This window comes from Methylococcus capsulatus str. Texas = ATCC 19069 (assembly GCF_000424685.1).
Taxonomy (GTDB): Bacteria; Pseudomonadota; Gammaproteobacteria; order Methylococcales; family Methylococcaceae; genus Methylococcus; species Methylococcus capsulatus.
Genome location: NZ_AUKJ01000020.1, coordinates 91,929 through 107,496 on the forward strand (window position 1 = coordinate 91,929; position 15,568 = coordinate 107,496).

The following is a 15,568-nucleotide window of genomic DNA, read 5'->3' on the forward strand; positions in this document are numbered from 1 at the left end:
GGAAACTGCCTGCTCGCCACGCGGAGGGGAATGGTATTACGCCCGCACCACCCGGGCCATCGCGCCTGCCGCTTCGGCTGAGGTGAGCGCAATTATACGCCCTGGGCGGGTCGGGACATGGCATACTGTGAGACTTCGATGATTCACGCCACGCGGATGATGATCCGACAGCCACACCCCAGGCGCCGGCGGCCGGGTGAAAAATCATGAAGTACTGCAGCCAGTGCGCCGCGCCGCTGCGCCTGGGAATCCCGGCGGGAGACGACCGGCCCCGCCACATCTGCGATGCCTGCGGCACCATCCATTATCGCAACCCCAAGGTGATAGCCGGCTGCATTCCCGTGTGGAACGGCCAGGTCCTGCTGTGCCGGCGCGCCATCGAGCCGCGCCACGGGTTCTGGACCCTGCCCGCCGGCTTCATGGAACTGGGAGAGACGCTGGAGCAGGCGGCCGAACGCGAGTCCTACGAGGAAGCCACCGCGCGGGTGCGGATCGATTCACTTTACACCCTGTTCAGCCTGCCGCACCTGTCGCAGGTCTATGCCTTCTTCCGAGCCGAGCTGCTCAGCCCGGACGTGGCCGCCGGCCTGGAAAGCCTGGAAACGCGGCTGTTCGAAGAAACGGAAATCCCCTGGGACGAACTGGCTTTCGAAACCGTCCACCGCTCGCTCGCCCTGTTCTTCGAAGACCGGCGCAACGGGGCCTTCGGCCTGCATGTGGAAACCCTGGGCCCGGACGACCGCCTGATTCGCGATTAGAGCCTTTGTACGACCTGCACGCCCATTCGACGGCCTCCGACGGCACGCTCTCCCCGACCGAACTGGTGCGCGCCGCCACCGCCGGCGGTATCCGCACGCTCGCCCTGACCGACCATGACTCGGTGGCCGGTCTGAAGGAAGCCGGCGCCGCGGCGGCCGAAGCGGGCCTGTGTTTGATTCCCGGTGTCGAACTGTCGGTGACCTGGGAATCGCGGACCATCCACGTCGTAGGCTTGAACATCGTCCCGGATCATGCCGGTCTGAACCAAGGCATGCGCCGGCTCCAGGCCGTGCGCTTCGAACGGGCGCAGGAAATGGACCGGCGGCTGACGAAGAAAGGCATTCCCGGCACACTCGAAATCGCGGTGGGGCTGGCTGGCGCCGGCATGGTCACCCGCACCCATTTCGCCCGCGCCCTGGTGCAGCTCGGCCAGGCCGCGACCGTACGGGACGTCTTCGACAAGTTCCTGACCCAGGGCAAGCCGGGCCATGTCCCCACCGTGTGGGCCGAAATGACCGCCGCCGTCGGCTGGATCATCGAGGCGGGGGGCGTTGCGGTGCTGGCGCACCCGCAACGCTACAAGATGACCGGAAGCTGGATCGGCCGCCTCGCCGGCGACTTCAAAGCCGCCGGCGGCGAGGCGATCGAGGTCGTTTCCGGCAACGCCACTTCGTCCGACATCCAGGCCAACGCCGCCATCGCCCGCCGCCACGGACTGTTGGCATCGGTCGGTTCCGACTACCATGGTCCCGAGCAGAGCTGGCTGAAGCTCGGAAGAATTCCGCCGCTGCCGGCCGGCCTCACGCCGGTCTGGAGCCGCTGGGAGGACGCCCGGTGAGCCCCATCATCCGGTGCGCCTGGGCGCTGCGCAGCCCGGAGGAAACCGTCTACCACGACACGGAATGGGGCGTTCCCCTGCACGACGACGTGAAACTGTTCGAATACCTGGTATTGGACGGGGCGCAGGCCGGACTGAGCTGGACCACCATCGTCAAGAAGCGGGAGGCCTACCGGCAGGCTTTCGACGGCTTCGATCCGGCAGCCGTCGCCCGCTACGACGAGGCCAGGATCGCCGCCCTGCTGGCCAACCCCGGCATCGTGCGCAACCGTCTGAAAATAGAATCCGCGGTGCGCAATGCCCGGGTCTATCTGCGCATCCAGGATGAGTTCGGCAGCTTCGACGATTACCTGTGGCGGTTCGTCGACGGCATGCCGGTACGGAACGCCTGGCGCCACCCGCGCGAAATCCCGGCGCGCACGCCGCTATCGGATACGCTCAGTCGGGACCTGAAACGCCGAGGCTGCAACTTCGTGGGCTCCACCATCTGCTACGCCTTCATGCAGGCGGCGGGGCTCGTGAACGACCACCTCGTCGACTGCTTCCGCTGGAGCGAGGTGAACGGCGGCTGATCCGCCGGTCTAACCAGAAACTTCAAACTCGTCGAAGGGCGCTTCCATGCCGTTATGGTTGATCCTGGTAATCATCGGTATCCTCGGCGGCCTCGCCGCCGGCTTCTTCGGAATCGGCGGCGGATTGGTGATCGTGCCGGCGCTCGTTTACTGGGCAGGTTATTCTCAGCACATGGCAACAGGAACGTCTGTGGCGGTCCTGCTCCCCCCCATCGGCATCGCGGCGGCGGTCGAGTACTACCGGCACGGAAACGTGGATGTCCGGGCCGCCCTCATTCTGGCCGTGACCATGCTGATCGGTTCCTGGGTGGGCGCCTACTTCGCCAATCAGATTCCAGGCCCCTATCTTCGCCTCATGTTCGGCATTTTCGTATGGATCGTCGGGATATACCTCATCTATGGCGCTTGCGAACGTCTGGGCTGGCTGTGACCGCGTCTTCTACGGTCTTCGTCTTCCGTCTCCTTTGGCGGAAGGACCGCGGAGATCGTGACCGTCGGCTCCTTCTGCTTAGGCCGATATCCCATGACCGACCGCCCGCGCCCCCGACCCGGGCACCCTGACCTTACCCCTCGAGCAATACATCGGAGCTCCCATGTCCAGACTTTTTCCCCCAAAATCGATGACGGTGTCCGTCTTTGCCTGTCTTCTCGGCGCATGCGCCCAGCATGTCGACATCTCGTACCAACCCGCCAACCTGTCGAAAGGGAGCGGGGAGATCCGTGTCGAAACGTTTGAATATCTCCCTGCCGCGAAGGGCGATGTCGAGCCCAACGAAGCACAACAAGACAAATCGGGCCTGGCCTCCACCTTTTTCCAGGAAAACGTCGATGCCCTGTTCACCGGTGCCCTCAAGAAAGAGCTCGGTTCCTCCGGCTATGCACTGTCGGATGGTGGGTCGCGCAGCATATCCGGTGAAATCCGGCGCTTCAGTTTCGACTGGGTTGGCATGACCGGAATGAAGTTCGATATCGTCGTTCACTTCACGGTCGCGACGAACGGTAAGGTGGTTTACTCGAACGTGCTTGAAGCCACTCGTGAGGCCCGCCAGGAAGACCATAAACTGGATGCCCCCTCGGAACCGATCGAGCTTGCCATGGCCGACTGCATCGGTCGATTCATCCGGGATGCCCAGAAGAAAGGCGCCCTTTGAACTGACAGGGCATTGGGTTTGAAGGGCGTTTTGCCGATAACCGTTCACGCTCGGGTATCTTGCCGGGACCGCGGCCATCCTGGCCCGCGATCCCGACCGGCGCCCCCCTCTCGGGGGGACCCACCGACCTCAAGGGAGCGTGCGCACGCCGCTGGGCGATCCGATCAGCACGACGTCCGCCGGCCGCAGTGCGAACACGCCGTTGCAGACCACCCCGGGGATATCGTTGATTCGGCGTTCCAGCTCGACCGGATCGGTGATGGTGAGGTTGTGCACGTCGAGAATCACATTGCCATTGTCGGTGATGCAGTTCTCCCGCCACACCGGCGTGCCCCCCAGTTCCACCAGGCGGCGGGCGACCAGGCTGCGCGCCATCGGGATCACCTCGACCGGCAGCGGGAACTTGCCCAGCACGTCGACGCACTTGGTCTCATCGACGATGCAGACGAACTTGCGGCTGGCCTCCGCCACGATCTTCTCGCGGGTCAGGGCCGCGCCGCCGCCCTTGATCATCTGCTTGGCGGCATTGACTTCATCGGCGCCGTCCACGTAGACATCCAGGGTGCCGGCGGCGTTGAGGTCGAGCACCGGGATGCCGATCTTCTTCAGACGCTCGGAGCTGGCCTGGGAGCTGGACACCGCACCTTCGATCCCGCCTTTGAGATCGGCCAGTAAATCAATAAAATGGTTCACGGTCGAGCCGGTTCCCACCCCCAGGATGGTGACGTCCTTGACATAATCCAATGCCGCTTCGGCGACTTTCCGTTTGAGTTCGTCTTGAGTCATTGCCTTATCTGCCATCGTGTGTGATCAAACCGGTGGCGGATGATACTGGGAAAACCGCCCCGCTGCCATGATGGCCCCCTGCCCCGAACCATGCTGCAAAAATACATAGAGAAGATTCTGCGCGCCCGTGTCTACGACGTGGCCCAGGAGACCCCGCTGGACCCGGCGCCCGGCCTGTCGCGGCGGCTGGACAACACGGTGCTGATCAAGCGCGAGGACCTGCAGCCGGTGTTCTCGTTCAAGCTGCGCGGCGCCTACAACAAGATCGCCTCGCTCACACCCGAGGCGCGCGCGGCCGGCGTGATCGCGGCCTCCGCCGGCAACCACGCCCAGGGCGTGGCACTGGCGGCGCAGCGGCTGGGCATCCGCGCCGTGATCGTGATGCCTTGCACCACCCCGCAGATCAAGGTCGATGCGGTGCGCAACCGAGGCGGTGAGGTCGTACTGCATGGCGACGCCTATGACGAAGCCTACGAACATGCGCTGGAACTGGCCCGCGAGCAGGGCCTGACCTTCGTCCACCCCTACGACGATCCGGAAGTCATCGCCGGGCAAGGCACCATCGGCATGGAAATCCTGCGCCAGCACCAGGACGCCATCCACGCCATCTTCGTGCCTGTGGGCGGCGGCGGATTGATCGCCGGCATCGCCGCCTACGTCAAGTTCGTGCGACCGGACATCCGCGTCATCGGCGTGGAACCAGTGGACTCCGACTGCCTGCACCGGGCGCTGAAAGCCAAGCGGCGGGTGATCCTGAAGCAGGTGGGCCTGTTCGCCGACGGCGTCGCGGTGAAGCAGGTCGGCAAGGAACCGTTCCATCTCGCCCACCAGTGGGTGGACGAGGTCGTGACCGTCGACACCGACGAAATCTGCGCCGCCATCAAGGACATCTTCGACGACACCCGCTCCATCGCCGAGCCGGCGGGCGCGCTGGGCATCGCCGGGCTCAAGAAATACGTGGCCGAAACAGGAATCAAGAACGCGTGCCTGGTGGCGATCGAAAGCGGCGCCAACATCAACTTCGACCGGCTGCGCCACGTCGCCGAGCGCGCCGAGATCGGCGAAAAGCGCGAACTGCTGCTGGCAGTGACGATCCCCGAGCGGCCCGGCAGCTTCCTCGAATTCTGCCGGGTGCTGGGCCGCCGCAACATCACCGAATTCAACTACCGCTTCTTCGACGAAAAGGCCGCCCAGGTCTTCGTCGGCCTCCCGGTGGCGAGCGGCGCGATCGACCGCGAAAGCCTGGTCCGCGAATTCGAACGCCAGGGTTTCGGCGTGCTCGACCTGACCGGCAACGAACTCGCCATCGAACACATCCGCTACATGGTCGGCGGCCACGCGCCGAAACTGCTGGACGAACAGGTCTACAGCTTCGAATTCCCCGAGCGACCCGGCGCCCTGCTGCGCTTCCTGTCCATCATGGGCGGGCGCTGGAACATCAGCCTGTTCCATTACCGCAACCACGGCGCCGCCTTCGGCCGGGTACTGATGGGCATCCAGGTGCCGAAACCGGAACGCAAGGCCTTCCGGGAATTCCTCGAAGCCATCGGCTACGCCTTCAAGGAGGAAACCCAAAATCCCGCCTACCGGCTGTTCGCGGGGGGCAGCGAGCGGGGGTGATCGTTCTTGCGCCCAAATATCGTCCGATCACGCTGCACTCATCGGACCCGCGTGAACCAGGAAAGCCCATCTGCCCCGGGAGAATTCACTCCAGGGACAGGATGAAATTCCACTGATCCGGGCTGACCGGCATCACCGACAGCCGGTTGGCCTTGCGCACCAAGGCCAGCCCTGCAAGTTCCGGCCTGTCTCGCAATTCGCTCAGGGCGATGGTGCGGCGCAGCTTGCGCACGAAGCGGACGTCCACCATGAACCAGCGCGGAGCCTCCGGCTTGCTGGCCGGATCGTAATGCTTGTGGTCGGGGTCGAAGGCCGTGAAATCCGGATAGGCTTCCCGCGCGATTTCGGCGATGCCGACCACGCCGGGCACGTCGCAGTTCGAGTGGTAGAACAGCACGCCGTCTCCCACTTTCATTTCATCCCGCATCATGTTGCGGGCCTGGTAGTTGCGAACCCCGTCCCAGGGTTCGGTCTGGGCCGGACGCGCCGCCAGATCGTCGATACCGAACTCGCCAGGCTCGGTTTTCATCAGCCAGTAACGCATGGTAAGTCCCGGATGCTCCAGAAAAGTCTATTTATCATTGATTATATGGAACGTTGTGCCGACGTCTCGTCTTGTGAGTTCCACCCAGAATCCCTAACATCCCGCCCAAAAAGCACGTCACCCATGGGAAAGCTGGCTGCCGTCACCTGCGAATCCGCCAAGCCGGACAGGAGGCGTGATCGTCTGGGCGACGGCGACGGACTTTTCCTGCGCATACGCCCTCAGGGCACGAAAACCTGGCTCATCGAATACGAATTCGGCGGCAAGCGCAGAAAATACACCATCGGCGCATATTCCCGCGAGGGCGCCCCCGGGCGACAGCCTTCCCGAATGGCTGCGCCATGGCCGTCTTTCCCTGAGCCAGGCCCGCGCCATCGCCGGCAACTGGAAGGATGCCCGACGCGCCGGGCACGATCCCGTCGCCGAATGGGAAGCGCAGCTTGCGCGCGAGCGGAAAGCCGGGGCCGCGAAGAAGGCCGCCGAGGAAACAGCCGAAACCGCACACCCCTCCGTCCGCCAGGCCATCGACACTTTCATGGCCCGCCACATGGCAGGAAGATCGGTCCGGGGAGCTAATGCATCCCCCTGCCCAGTGGTGGAACGGATGTTTCGGTAACGAATCCTGAACGAGGAACGACGAACATGCTCTTGATCACAGGCGCCGGCGTTGACCGCACTCCCGGTATCGATTTTCCCTTGGCCAATACGCTGTTGGCCGATGTGACACGCTATCTCGATGGGCCAGGCAAAACGGTGGACGAGGCTTTGCGCGATATGCTTCCGGGACTGCGCTTCAGCTTCAATACCATGATTGCCCGTGCGGTGGATAAGATCGCCACTCGGGAGCCGCACGAACAGAAAGCGATGGTGCAGCGCGTGCAAGTGGCCATCGCCGACCTTCCAGCGGAAAAGGAGGCTATCAGGAAGCATGGCGAGCTGATCATCCGCCTGTTCAACAAGCTGGCGACGATCGCCGAACAGAGTCAGCTCGATGAAGAGACGGAGCAACTCATACGGGAAGTCTTCCCGATGGATGCCGACGAGCTGATCGACAGCGACTCGATCCTCGACATTCACAAGCTGTCGCTGTCGGATACCTTCAAGACCGTGCTCAAACGCACCCTCAAGATGGGCTTGAGCGGCGACCGCCACGAGGTTGCATCCGCCCTCGGGGCGGACATGCTGAACATCGAGACGCTTCTCGTTGAGAAGTTTCTCGGTTTCTACAATGACCGCCTGGCAGACATAAAGAACTACCTTTACATCGCTTGGTCGCTCTGGGCTTATCTGGTCGCGAAGCAGAATGAGGTTCTGGCTGTACATGAAGCCACCGACTTGCCGTTCTACGGTGGAATTCCCGATGGTGTTCGCGCCATCACGCTGAACTATACGGCCTTCTTGCAGCATCGCTTGGGCGCGGATCGGACGCTCTATTTCCATGGCGGCCTGGCCGATTACGTACGGATGGATACGCGGGACTTGTTGCCGATCGAAAATATCCATGACCGCGATCCCGCCGAGTTCATCCGCAATTACGTCGCTCCCAATGTGGACGTGGCTCACGAAGACTTGAACCAGCAGCGACATGTCATCCCGGCCCTGGTCCCGCCCCTACGGCTCAAGCCTATCCTTTCTCACCGCTATATCGAGCTCTGGAGCAAAGCATCCGCATGGGTAAGAGAATCGAAGCATATCGTCGTGGTCGGCTATTCGTTCAATAATGCGGATGAGCATTTCAACGACATCCTGCGTTGCCATCCTGACCGGAATATTGACATCGTTGTTCCCGAGGCAACCTCGCCGGAATTCATTGCGCGGATGGAGAAAATATTTGGCACCGCTACCAATCAATACAACAAGGTCGAGGTCAATGGGCACGACGCCATGCAAGCCAAGAGGGTGCGCTTGATCGCGGCCAAGGCGGCTGATGTCGATCTGACGGCGTTGCTTGAAGCGGGAATGTAATTTTGGATCGTTCGTTGATAAGCGACATGATCCGCGACGAACTCCGCCAACGCGTGCTCGCCCAACTCGGCGAGCAGGGGTTCACCCTCGAAGGCTGCCGCCTGGGCTTGGGCTCGGACGAGAAGGCGCGGCTGCGCGCGTGTCACGAGAAGGCCTGCCGGCATCAGATCGAGCGTGCCCGCGGGGGGCTCGCGCGCCATGAAACAAGGCTGCTCGCCCACATCGCCAACGGGGCCGAGATCGAGCCGGCAAGAATCGCGCCGCGCCTTGTCGAGGTTCAAAGCGAGACGACCGGGGAACTCTTGTTCCGCTATGCCCGCCTGCACTGGAGCGTTCCCGTCTCGGCCGGCTATGGGCGGCGCTTGCGGTTTCTCGTCTGGGACGACGGGCACGACCGACTCATGGGCATCCTGGGGCTGGCCGATCCGGTGTTCGCGCTCGGCAGCCGCGACGCCTGGGTGGGTTGGAACCGGGAACAACGCCGCATGCGTCTTGCCAACGTGATGGATGCCTTCGTGCTCGGCGCCGTGCCGCCCTATGCGCAGCTGCTGGGCGGCAAGCTGGTGGCGCTGGCCGCCGCTTGCAACGAGGTGCGGGCGGCCTTCGAGCGCCGCTATGCGGAAAAGACAACCTTGATCGGCGGCCGTCAGACCGGGCCGCTGGCCTTGATCACCACCACCTCGGCGCTGGGTCGTTCGTCCCTCTACAACCGTCTGGCCTTCGGCGGCCGGCATATCTTCCAGTCCGTGGGTTTTACCCGCGGCTCGGGGGATTTTCCGTTCATGAACGGCGTCTATCGCGATCTGCGCCGGCTGGTCGCCGAAGAAAGCGCCGCTACCGCCAAGCATGCGCAATGGGGAACGGGCTTTCGCAACCGGCGCGAGGTGGTGCTGAAAGCGCTGGGGCTGTTGGGCTTGCCGCGCGACCTGATTTATCACGGCATCGCCCGCGAGGTCTTTGTCGTACCGTTGGCGGAGAACGCCGCCGCCTTCCTGCGCGGGGAGTGCGATGATTTGCAAGACTGCGACCTGCCTTTCGCCACGCTTGCCGAATATTGGAAGACGCGTTGGGCGCTGCCGCGGGCGCAAAGGGACGAACGGTACAAAATATTCGAGCGCGAAAGCTGGCGACTGTGGGCGAAAACATGAGCGAGGCCGGACCGTTCGCCGAACTGCCGGCCGCCCTGGTGGACGAGGTGCTCGGTCGCACCGCCGAGGTGGCAGGCCAGCTGCTCGCCTCCTTTTCCCGCGCCAAGGAGCAGCGCGCGCATCTGCGCCAGCAGCTCGAAGACGCCGACTTGTTGCTGCGCAAGACCGATCTCGGCGCCCCGCTCTATCCCACCACCTGCGCCACCGACGGTTCCTACGCCATCGAGCGCCTGCTGACGACCGATCTCGTGGCCGCCGCCGCGGTGGCCGTCGAGGGGCTGACGCCGCCTTCCGAAACCCGTCACTGGGCCTATCCGCACCACACCGTTTTCGTCGAGGCCGAGCCCCATCACGAGGGCACGGGCACCATCCTGCGCGCCGTGATGCTGGGCCGCGAGCTGGAGCTCGCTTGCGCCGCGCCGCACGACCTGGTGCTGCTCGATGGCACCCTGACCCTGCCGGTGATCTATTTCAACCAGGCGCTCAATGCCGCGCCCTATGCACCGGAGCTGAAAACGGCGGGGGAATTTCTCGATCATGCCGAACACTTCTTCTCGGCCTACCGCGAGCTGCTGACGCTTGCGCGCAGCGACAAGCAGATCGTGTCGCTGCCCAAATATTCCACCCGGCGCGAGATCGGCCGCCTGCTCGGCTGGCCAGACAATCAGGACGACCGGGGGCTTTTGACCTCGGTATTGAATCCGGGCGAGCTCACCAAGCCGCTGCCGCTCGAAGCACCGGCGCAGGACTGGCATTTCAGCACATCAAGCCTCAAAGGCGAGCTGCGCGGGCGGATCGACGCGCTGGGCGAGGAGATCGTCGCGGCGCTCTCCCGCGTCCATGTGTTCTACTACAAGCCCCAGAGCTGGCTGCCGGCGCTGCGCGTGGAAGTCGCAGCGAGCGTGGCCAGCAATCCGCATCGGCTGGGTGTCGTGGTGCAAGGGCTGGAAATGCAGTGCGCCACGCCGGCGATGCTCGAGCCCTACCCGAACTACCTCGCCGATCGCACCGTGAAGGCACTCGCCAGGGCCCTGCCCGCCTTCCGGCAGGTGGCCACGCAACGCATCGCCGAGGGCTTCGAGGGCGACATCGGGGAAGTGTTTTTCGCCATGCACGGCTATCGCTCGGATTCCGGGAGGAAATGATCCATGACAGACAAACTCGAACACATCGTGGCCAGGACAGAACGCCTCGGCGTGGTCGGCTCGCCCTCATCGACGGCCCAGCTCGCCCTGGACGTGCTGGGCTCGGCGGTGGGGCGCAAGCTGGTCGGCGAGCTTGCCCTGTTCCACTTCGTCCAGGACGCCACGCCGCATTTCGCTCTCGGGCAGATCACCGAGGTGCAGCTGCGCAACATCTGGCACGAAGACCCGACGATGCGCAGCCTCATCCGCCAGCGCGGCCGCGTCGATGCGGTCAGCGAGCGGCAGGACACCCACCTTGGCCAGATGGTGCTGTCGGCGGTCTTCAAGGCCGGTGGCGCGCACGGCTACGAGCCGAGCATCCTCGGCACCGTGCCGTCCACCGGCACGCCCATCCATATCGTCACCGACGAGGTGCTAGAGGAACTCCTGCGCCCCTACCGGGAGCAGATTTTCTACCTCGGCCACGTCTATGGCTCCACGCCCAAGCTGCCGCTGTGGTTCAAGCATTTCGGCCGCGGCCCGGACGGCGCAGGCGAGGCCTACCACATGGGCATTTTCGGCAAAACCGGCTCGGGCAAGTCGGTGCTGGCCAAGATGATCCTCACGGCCTATGCGCGCTATCCGCAAATGGCACTTTTGGTCATCGACCCGCAGGGCGAGTTCTCCAAGGACATGAAGCCGGAAGGGGCAAGCGGCGAGTTCGCGCTGCCGGTGGGCGACGTCGTCAGACGGTTCGGCAAGAAGCCGGTGGTTCTGACGGTGCGCAATCTGGTCTTGGACCGCTGGGAGTTGTTCGAGGAAATCCTCTATGAATCCAGATTCTTTGAACGGCTCACGATGCCGAAGGGCGAAAACCGCCAGGCGGCGTGCTCGATCCTGGTCGAGAAGCTGCAAAAGGCCAAGATCAAACTGACCGATCTGCATCAACGCGCCGCCTTCGACAAGGCCTGGTCCCTCCTGCTCGAGGAAAAGACCCAGAAGGTCTTCTACCGGACCGAAACGAGCCGAACCCGCTTCAATGAAGCCATGGCCGAGGCCGATGTCGACGCGTTTTTCGGCGAACTATGGGGGCCGGTCGCCGAGCTGTTCCGCGAAGACAGGCCCAAGGCGAAGAGCATCGACAAGGCACTGGCCTGGCTCTTGGCAACCGACGCCGACAACCGGCCCATCCTCGTCGTGGACCTCTCGAAAGAGCAAAGCGCGGGGCTATTCTGGAACGATCGAATCCAGTCCTTGGTCATCAAGCGGCTGCTGGACGGCCTTTCCCAAACGGCCGAGCGCTTCTACAAGGACGGCGAAAATCTCAACACGCTCGTCATCATCGACGAGGCCCACCGTCTTGCCCCGCGCGAGCTGCCCCGCGAGGACGATGCCGCCCACGGCGTGCGCTCAGTGCTCATCGACGCCGCCCGCACGACGCGCAAATATGGTCTGGGCTGGATGTTCATCAGCCAGACGCTTTCCAGCCTGCATCAGGAAATCCTGCAGCAGTTCCGCATCTTCTTCTTCGGCTTCGGCTTGGGGCTAGGGCAAGAGTTTCAGGCTCTGCGCCAGCTGGTCGGCTCGTCCGGCACGGCGCTCGACCTCTATCAGCTGTTCCGCGACCCGCATTCGGCCTTCGACGTGACCAGCCGCCAATACAGCTTCATGACCATCGGGCCCGTCAGTCCCCTGTCGTTCTCCGGCACGCCCTTGTTCCTCAATGCGTTCAACCGGAAGGAGGACTTCCTGCGCGCGAACGGGATTTCCCTGGGGGTTTAAGCGGCCCTAGCCGGCGTGCAGGCGCATTACAACCGCGATCGCAAGTGCACTACGCCGTGGCGCGATTTCCCGCAGGGCCTCGACTAGCTTGTCCATGTAGGTCACCGGGCGCTTCGCCCCCTCAGCGGCGAGCGCTTGGCGCGGCTGCGCCGCGTTGTGCAAGGCGCGCCGCAGACCCTCCCCGCCGCCCACCTTGTCGAAGATGCACGCATCGCCCTTCGAATAGTCCGGCAGACTCGCCCGCAGTTCCGCCAGCAGGTCGGCAAAGCTGCCGAAGGGTTGGCCGCAGTAACGAAGAAACGTCGATTCAGAAAGACCCAGATCATCGGGATATTGAAGCAGGTAGAAGCCGGCAGGCAGGTGAAGGATGTCTGTCGCGAGCACGGGATCAGTGACGCGACCTACAACCAATGGAAATCGAAATATGGTGGCATGGAAGCAGCGGACATCAAGCGGCTGAAGGAACTGGAAGACGAGAACCGCAGGCTCAAGCTGATGGTGGCCGATCTCACGCTGGAGAACCGTGCTATCAAGGAGGTGCTTGAGGTAAAGCGCTAAGCCCCGCCAAGAAACGCGAAGCGGTGGACCGGCTGATGCAGTTTGGCCTGTGACGCAGTCATCGCCGTATTGCAGGAACTGACGGAACACTTTCCGGAGCGCGGCTTTGACAAATACTTCAAGGTCATCCGGCGACGCGGGCATGCATGGAACCATAAGCGGGTGTACCGCATTTACCGTGCACTCAACCTGAACAGAAGACGTGCCAGCAAGAAACGCCTGCCCCACGCACCCCGGCCCCCTTCGCGGTACCGGTAGGCATGAACCGGAGCTGGTCGATGGACTTCATGAGCGATGCGCTGATGAGTGGCCGCCGGTTCCAGACGTTTAACGTCATGGATGACTTCACCCGGGAGGTGCTGGCGATCAAGGTAGACCTCAACTTGCCGGCCGATGCAGAACAGCTTCATCGAGCGCTCCTATCGCAGCGACCGGAAGGCGTGTTGATGATGTATGTCTTCAGGACATGGGAGGAAGTACGGGAGCGCACCGAAGCCTGGATGAAAGATTACAACGGAGAGTTACCGCACGATGCGCTCGGCGACCCGACACCCCTCGAGTGCGGAGTGTTTCACCACCTCGAAACCTCGACTAAGGGATGGCACTAATTCGGGGAGGTTTACAATCCCACCTTGTCATGCCCGCGAGGGACTGCTCGTCGTTTCGGTCGGATCAGAATGCAATGTTCCTGTCGCGTTCCAGCACGGCAGCGATGTAGTCGGGCATGCCCTTGATCGCCGCCCCGCCGATCAAATCGGCTTCGCCTATCTGGCGTGCCACCGCGCAGGCGCCGCAGACCCAGATCGGGACTCCCGCCGCTTGAACGGCGGCCAGCAGGTCCTTGAGCGGCGTCAGGTTGACGCCGACCACGTGATCGGCAGTGCCTTTGCGGGCCAGCGTGACGGCTTCGTTCCACAGCCAAAGGATCACGTCGTGGCCTTGTTCACGGGCCGCTTTGGCGGCGATGAACGGAAGGGTCGCCATGGTCGGATCGTCGGTCCCCCGGCTGCCGGAAATGATCAATGTTTTCATGGATGCTCCTGTATCGTGGGTTGTTTGGGTTTCGGCTTCCGCCGAATGCAGCGGGCACACCCGCTGCCTTCAGTCCTTGCCCTCGCCGAAGATATCCTGAGCCCAGCTCAGCGCGGCGCTGACGGTCGGAAACCCCAGCGTACTGGTCAGCAAGATGATGGCATGGTTGATTTCCTCGCGCGAGGCGCCCGCGGCCAACGCTCTTCTTACGTGACTGTGAACCGCGCCTTCCGAATGGATCGCCACGGCCGCCGCGAGCCGGATGAGATGGGCGGTCTTGTCGTCGAGGGGACCTTGCTCCTTCAAGGCCGCACCCAGCCGCTCCACGGCCGCCATGAAACCGGGGTACTCCTGTTGCAGCAGCACATAATTTTTCGGAAGCCTGTCTTTGTTCATAATGGTTTCTCCGGATTGGCCTGCGGACTTCGTTCGGGGCGCTTCGGCGCTCGATCCTTCCCTGGCCGGCACGCATGTGCCAATACTACGCTCCGCCGAGGGAACCCCCAACCCCGCGGTTTCGAGGACACGACACCATGGGCAGATGCACCGCACTCCACGAAGAACACCTGGCGCTGGGAGCGCGGATGACCGAGTTTTCGGGCTGGGAACTGCCGCTCCATTACGGCTCGCAGATCGCCGAACACCATGCCGTACGCCGGGCCGCCGGCATGTTCGACGTCTCCCATCTGGGAGTGGTCGACGTCGAGGGGCTTCAGGCAGCCCCATTCCTGCGCCGAGTCCTCGCCAACGACGTCGCCCGGCTCGCCGAGCCGGGACGAATGCTCTACGGCTGCATGCTCAACCAGGACGGCGGCATCGTCGACGACCTCGTCGTGGGCTTCATCGACGATCGGCGCTTCCGCCTCATTCTCAATGCCGGGACAAGGGAAAAAGACCTGAGCTGGCTCCACCGCCAGGCTGCGCCTTTTTCTGTGACCGTCACTCCCCGTGACGATCTGGCCATGATCGCCCTCCAAGGCCCGGACTCCCCCCGCATCGCCGACGCCGTCGTCGCCGCCGGGAGCTCCGGACTGAAACCCTTCACCGCCACGCAGCGAGGCGACCGCTTCATCGCCCGTACGGGTTATACCGGCGAGGACGGCTTCGAAATCATCCTGCCTCACGCCGAAGCAGGCTCGCTGTGGCGCCAGCTTTTCCAGGCCGGTACCCGGCCCTGCGGACTCGGCGCCCGCGACACCCTCAGGCTGGAAGCCGGCATGCGCCTCTATGGGCAGGACATGGACGAGACGGTCACGCCCCTCGCCTGTGGCCTCGGCTGGACGGTTGCCTGGGAACCCGAAGAGCGCGATTTCATCGGCCGCGCAGCCCTGGAACGGGAACGCATCGGGGGCTCGCCTTCGAAATTCGTCGGATTGATCCTGGAGGAACCGGGAATCCTTCGCAGCGGGCAGAAGGTGGCCGTCGCGAACGTCGGCGAGGGCGTCGTGACCAGCGGCGGCTTCTCCCCCACCCTACGGCGCTCGATCGGCCTGGCGCGGGTACCCGCGGCGACCGGGCGCGAGTGCCGGGTGGAAATCCGCGGCAGCCTCAAGCGCGCAACGGTGGTGAAACCGCGCTTCGTCCGCCGCGGCACATCGCTGATCGATATCTGCTAGCATCGCCGCGAGGGATGCCGGTCGAAAGAGTCCCGAAGACCGGTCATCACGCGGGTATGAAACCGCCTGCTGA

The 15,568-nt window shown here is 63.6% G+C and carries 16 protein-coding genes and 1 pseudogene; 13 read left to right on the forward strand and 4 right to left on the reverse strand.

Annotated features, from left to right (window positions below; genetic code table 11):
• Positions 1-206 precede the first annotated feature (206 nt).
• From H156_RS0109145 to H156_RS0109165, 5 genes are all read left to right on the forward strand, one after another.
• Positions 207-758 carry an NUDIX hydrolase gene (locus H156_RS0109145; RefSeq protein ID WP_010959721.1) on the forward strand — a complete coding sequence of 184 codons (552 nt, stop codon included), beginning with the start codon at positions 207-209 and terminating at the stop codon, positions 756-758.
• A gap of 5 nt (positions 759-763) precedes the next feature.
• The gene (locus H156_RS0109150; RefSeq protein WP_017365237.1) at positions 764-1,597 is read left to right on the forward strand and encodes a PHP domain-containing protein; all 834 of its coding nucleotides are present in this window, start codon (positions 764-766) and stop codon (positions 1,595-1,597) included.
• Positions 1,594-2,169 (forward strand): DNA-3-methyladenine glycosylase I, encoded by a 576-nt coding sequence (locus H156_RS0109155; protein WP_010959719.1) that lies wholly within the window; start codon positions 1,594-1,596, stop codon positions 2,167-2,169. Before H156_RS0109150 ends, H156_RS0109155 begins: the two co-directional genes overlap by 4 nt.
• A 46-nt stretch (positions 2,170-2,215) precedes the next feature.
• Positions 2,216-2,599, forward strand: coding sequence for a sulfite exporter TauE/SafE family protein (locus tag H156_RS0109160; protein ID WP_017365238.1), 384 nt, complete (start codon positions 2,216-2,218; stop codon positions 2,597-2,599).
• A 163-nt stretch (positions 2,600-2,762) separates the two neighbouring features.
• Positions 2,763-3,320 (forward strand): hypothetical protein, encoded by a 558-nt coding sequence (locus H156_RS0109165; RefSeq protein ID WP_036246328.1) that lies wholly within the window; start codon positions 2,763-2,765, stop codon positions 3,318-3,320.
• Between the two features lie 129 nt (positions 3,321-3,449).
• Here H156_RS0109165 and rpiA read toward each other — a convergent pair whose 3' ends face one another.
• On the reverse strand, positions 3,450-4,106 hold the full coding sequence (rpiA, locus tag H156_RS0109170; protein WP_010959716.1) for a ribose-5-phosphate isomerase RpiA: 657 nt from the start codon (positions 4,104-4,106) through the stop codon (positions 3,450-3,452).
• 90 nt (positions 4,107-4,196) lie between these two features.
• Here rpiA and ilvA point away from each other — a divergent pair, with 90 nt between their 5' ends.
• Positions 4,197-5,726, forward strand: a complete 1,530-nt coding sequence (ilvA, locus tag H156_RS0109175; RefSeq protein WP_017365240.1) for a threonine ammonia-lyase, biosynthetic — start codon at positions 4,197-4,199, stop codon at positions 5,724-5,726.
• Between the two features lie 85 nt (positions 5,727-5,811).
• On the opposite strand, the gene H156_RS0109180 is transcribed toward ilvA, so the two are convergent.
• Positions 5,812-6,270 (reverse strand): EVE domain-containing protein, encoded by a 459-nt coding sequence (locus H156_RS0109180; protein WP_010959714.1) that lies wholly within the window; start codon positions 6,268-6,270, stop codon positions 5,812-5,814.
• 123 nt (positions 6,271-6,393) lie between these two features.
• On the opposite strand from H156_RS0109180, the gene H156_RS17785 reads away from it, so the two are divergent.
• From H156_RS17785 to H156_RS16725, 6 genes and pseudogenes are all read left to right on the forward strand, one after another.
• Positions 6,394-6,846: an Arm DNA-binding domain-containing protein gene (locus H156_RS17785; RefSeq protein ID WP_420795063.1), complete on the forward strand. Its 453-nt coding sequence runs from the start codon at positions 6,394-6,396 to the stop codon at positions 6,844-6,846.
• A 66-nt stretch (positions 6,847-6,912) separates the two neighbouring features.
• Positions 6,913-8,235, forward strand: coding sequence for a hypothetical protein (locus H156_RS0109190; RefSeq protein ID WP_017365242.1), 1,323 nt, complete (start codon positions 6,913-6,915; stop codon positions 8,233-8,235).
• Positions 8,236-8,261: 26 nt separating this feature from the next.
• Positions 8,262-9,383, forward strand: coding sequence for a Druantia anti-phage system protein DruA (locus H156_RS0109195; protein ID WP_017365243.1), 1,122 nt, complete (start codon positions 8,262-8,264; stop codon positions 9,381-9,383).
• Positions 9,380-10,528, forward strand: a complete 1,149-nt coding sequence (locus tag H156_RS0109200; protein ID WP_017365244.1) for a DNA double-strand break repair nuclease NurA — start codon at positions 9,380-9,382, stop codon at positions 10,526-10,528. Before H156_RS0109195 ends, H156_RS0109200 begins: the two co-directional genes overlap by 4 nt.
• Positions 10,529-10,531: 3 nt before the next feature.
• Entirely contained in the window at positions 10,532-12,289 is a 1,758-nt protein-coding gene (locus H156_RS0109205) for an ATP-binding protein (protein WP_017365245.1), read from the forward strand.
• A gap of 279 nt (positions 12,290-12,568) precedes the next feature.
• Positions 12,569-13,455, forward strand: a pseudogene (locus H156_RS16725) (transposase).
• A gap of 64 nt (positions 13,456-13,519) precedes the next feature.
• Here the strand turns inward: H156_RS16725 and H156_RS0109225 are convergent.
• Together H156_RS0109225 and H156_RS0109230 are read right to left on the reverse strand one after the other, a co-directional pair.
• Positions 13,520-13,879 (reverse strand): DsrE family protein, encoded by a 360-nt coding sequence (locus H156_RS0109225; RefSeq protein WP_010959713.1) that lies wholly within the window; start codon positions 13,877-13,879, stop codon positions 13,520-13,522.
• Positions 13,880-13,948: 69 nt separating this feature from the next.
• Positions 13,949-14,275 (reverse strand): carboxymuconolactone decarboxylase family protein, encoded by a 327-nt coding sequence (locus H156_RS0109230; protein ID WP_010959712.1) that lies wholly within the window; start codon positions 14,273-14,275, stop codon positions 13,949-13,951.
• Positions 14,276-14,412: 137 nt separating this feature from the next.
• On the opposite strand from H156_RS0109230, the gene gcvT reads away from it, so the two are divergent.
• Positions 14,413-15,495, forward strand: a complete 1,083-nt coding sequence (gene gcvT, locus H156_RS0109235) for a glycine cleavage system aminomethyltransferase GcvT (protein ID WP_017365248.1) — start codon at positions 14,413-14,415, stop codon at positions 15,493-15,495.
• Positions 15,496-15,568: the final 73 nt, after the last annotated feature.

Bases quoted from the DNA above. Each gene is read 5' to 3' on its own strand.
- H156_RS0109230 (WP_010959712.1), bottom strand. From the start codon at position 14,275: ATGAACAAAGACAGGCTTCCGAAAAATTATGTGCTGCTGCAACAGGAG.
- rpiA (WP_010959716.1), bottom strand. From the start codon at position 4,106: ATGACTCAAGACGAACTCAAACGGAAAGTCGCCGAAGCGGCATTGGAT.
- H156_RS0109145 (WP_010959721.1), top strand. From the start codon at position 207: ATGAAGTACTGCAGCCAGTGCGCCGCGCCGCTGCGCCTGGGAATCCCG.
- ilvA (WP_017365240.1), top strand. From the start codon at position 4,197: ATGCTGCAAAAATACATAGAGAAGATTCTGCGCGCCCGTGTCTACGAC.
- H156_RS17785 (WP_420795063.1), top strand. From the start codon at position 6,394: ATGGGAAAGCTGGCTGCCGTCACCTGCGAATCCGCCAAGCCGGACAGG.
- H156_RS0109190 (WP_017365242.1), top strand. From the start codon at position 6,913: ATGCTCTTGATCACAGGCGCCGGCGTTGACCGCACTCCCGGTATCGAT.
- H156_RS0109225 (WP_010959713.1), bottom strand. From the start codon at position 13,879: ATGAAAACATTGATCATTTCCGGCAGCCGGGGGACCGACGATCCGACC.
- H156_RS0109195 (WP_017365243.1), top strand. From the start codon at position 8,262: ATGATCCGCGACGAACTCCGCCAACGCGTGCTCGCCCAACTCGGCGAG.
- H156_RS0109160 (WP_017365238.1), top strand. From the start codon at position 2,216: ATGCCGTTATGGTTGATCCTGGTAATCATCGGTATCCTCGGCGGCCTC.
- H156_RS0109180 (WP_010959714.1), bottom strand. From the start codon at position 6,270: ATGCGTTACTGGCTGATGAAAACCGAGCCTGGCGAGTTCGGTATCGAC.
- H156_RS0109205 (WP_017365245.1), top strand. From the start codon at position 10,532: ATGACAGACAAACTCGAACACATCGTGGCCAGGACAGAACGCCTCGGC.
- H156_RS0109200 (WP_017365244.1), top strand. From the start codon at position 9,380: ATGAGCGAGGCCGGACCGTTCGCCGAACTGCCGGCCGCCCTGGTGGAC.
- H156_RS0109165 (WP_036246328.1), top strand. From the start codon at position 2,763: ATGTCCAGACTTTTTCCCCCAAAATCGATGACGGTGTCCGTCTTTGCC.
- gcvT (WP_017365248.1), top strand. From the start codon at position 14,413: ATGGGCAGATGCACCGCACTCCACGAAGAACACCTGGCGCTGGGAGCG.